Here is a 2,781-nt window from a genome sequence, read left to right as displayed (position 1 = left end):
TTAGTTAAGTCCTCGATCGATTAGTATTCGTCAGCTGCACGTGTCACCACGCTTCCACCTCGAACCTATCTACCTCATCGTCTCTGAGGGATCTTACTCATTTAAAATGATGAGAAGTCTCATCTTGAGGGGGGCTTCATGCTTAGATGCTTTCAGCACTTATCCCTTCCGCACGTAGCTACCCAGCTATGCTCCTGGCGGAACAACTGGTGCACCAGCGGTGCGTCCATCCCGGTCCTCTCGTACTAAGGACAGCTCCTCTCAAACTTCTAACGCCCACGACGGATAGGGACCGAACTGTCTCACGACGTTCTGAACCCAGCTCGCGTACCGCTTTAATGGGCGAACAGCCCAACCCTTGGGACCGACTACAGCCCCAGGATGCGATGAGCCGACATCGAGGTGCCAAACCTCCCCGTCGATGTGGACTCTTGGGGGAGATAAGCCTGTTATCCCCGGGGTAGCTTTTATCCGTTGAGCGACGGCCCTTCCATACGGCACCGCCGGATCACTAAGCCCGACTTTCGTCCCTGCTCGACTTGTAGGTCTCGCAGTCAAGCTCCCTTCTGCCTTTGCACGCTACGAATGATTTCCAACCATTCTGAGGGAACCTTTGGGCGCCTCCGTTACTCTTTGGGAGGCGACCGCCCCAGTCAAACTGCCCACCTGACACTGTCTCCGAACCGGATAACGGTTCTGGGTTAGAATGTCAATACAGCCAGGGTGGTATCCCACGGATGCCTCCACCGAAGCTGGCGCTCCGGCTTCTAAGGCTCCCACCTATCCTGTACAAGCTGTACCAACATTCCATATCAGGCTACAGTAAAGCTCCACGGGGTCTTTCCGTCCTGTCGCGGGTAATGCGCATCTTCACGCATAGTATAATTTCACCGGGTCTCTCGTTGAGACAGTGCCCAAGTCGTTGCACCTTTCGTGCGGGTCGGAACTTACCCGACAAGGAATTTCGCTACCTTAGGACCGTTATAGTTACGGCCGCCGTTTACTGGGGCTTCGGTTCACAGCTTCGGGACGAAGTCCCTAACCATTCCCCTTAACCTTCCAGCACCGGGCAGGTGTCAGCCCCTATACTTCGCCTTACGGCTTTGCAGAGACCTGTGTTTTTGCTAAACAGTCGCTTGGGCCTTTTCACTGCGGCTTCTCCTTAAAAGAAGCACCCCTTCTCCCGAAGTTACGGGGTCATTTTGCCGAGTTCCTTAACGAGAGTTCTCCCGATCATCTTCGGTTACTCACCGTGCCTACCTGTGTCGGTTTGCGGTACGGGCACCTATTTCCTCACTAGAGGCTTTTCTTGGCAGTGTGAAATCAGGAACTTCGGTACTAAATTTCCCTCCCCATAACCGCCTGGAATTAGTGTTGAGTGGATTTGCCTGCTCAACTTCCTCACGGCTTGGACGCGCATAACCAGCAGCGCGCTTTCCCTATCCTCCTGCGTCCCCCCATCGTTCAAGCGGATTTAGGTGGTACAGGAATATCAACCTGTTGTCCATCGCCTACGCCTTTCGGCCTCGGCTTAGGCCCCGACTAACCCTGAGCGGACGAGCCTTCCTCAGGAAACCTTGGGCTTTCGATGAAAGAGATTCTCACTCTTTTTTCGCTACTCATACCGGCATTCTCACTTCTAAGCGCTCCAGCCGTCCTCACGATCGACCTTCACTGCCCTTAGAACGCTCTCCTACCACTGACATCGTAGATGTCAATCCGCAGCTTCGGTGGTGTGTTTAGCCCCGGTATATTTTCGGCGCAGCGTCACTCGACCAGTGAGCTATTACGCACTCTTTCAATGATGGCTGCTTCTAAGCCAACATCCTGGTTGTCTAAGCAACGCCACATCCTTTTCCACTTAACACACACTTTGGGACCTTAGCTGGCGGTCTGGGCTGTTTCCCTTTCGACCATGAACCTTATCACCCATAGTCTGACTCCCAAAGTAGATTGATTGGCATTCGGAGTTTGACTGAATTCGGTAACCCGATGAGGGCCCCTAGTCCAATCAGTGCTCTACCTCCAACCATCATCCTTTGAGGCTAGCCCTAAAGCTATTTCGGAGAGAACCAGCTATCTCCGTGTTCGATTGGCATTTCACCCCTACCCACACCTCATCCCCGCACTTTTCAACGTGCGTGGGTTCGGGCCTCCAGTCAGTGTTACCTGACCTTCACCCTGGACATGGGTAGATCACACGGTTTCGGGTCTACGACCACCTACTATATCGCCCTATTCAGACTCGCTTTCGCTGCGGCTCCGTCTATACAACTTAACCTTGCAGGGGATCGTAACTCGCCGGTCCATTCTACAAAAGGTACGCCGTCACCCATTAACGGGCTTCGACTACTTGTAGGCACACGGTTTCAGGATCTATTTCACTCCCCTTCCGGGGTGCTTTTCACCTTTCCCTCACGGTACTGGTTCACTATCGGTCACTAGGGAGTATTTAGCCTTGGGAGATGGTCCTCCCGGATTCCGACGGAATTTCACGTGTTCCGCCGTACTCAGGATACACTCCGGAGGAAACCACATTTCAAGTACAGGGCTCTTACCTTCTATGGCGGGCCATTCCAAGCCGCTTCGTCTATATGGTTTCTTTGTAACTCCAAAGGAGTGTCCTACAACCCCAGAAGGCAAGCCTTCTGGTTTGGGCTAATTCCGTTTCGCTCGCCGCTACTCAGGAAATCGCATTTGCTTTCTCTTCCTCCGGGTAATGAGATGTTTCAGTTCCCCGGGTCTGCCTCGTATCACCTATGTATTCAGTGATACGTACTA

At 53.0% G+C, this 2,781-nt stretch carries 1 rRNA gene; it reads right to left on the bottom strand.

The window, feature by feature from the left end:
* Positions 1-2,781: ribosomal RNA gene (locus ACH6C1_RS19555) — 23S ribosomal RNA — on the bottom strand; the annotation flags it as partial.

This window comes from Terribacillus sp. JSM ZJ617 (genome assembly GCF_044383785.1).
GTDB lineage: Bacteria > Bacillota > Bacilli > Bacillales > Amphibacillaceae > Terribacillus.
The sequence above is the reverse complement of the archived record's forward strand: the minus strand, read 5'-3'. Positions and strand labels throughout refer to the sequence as shown.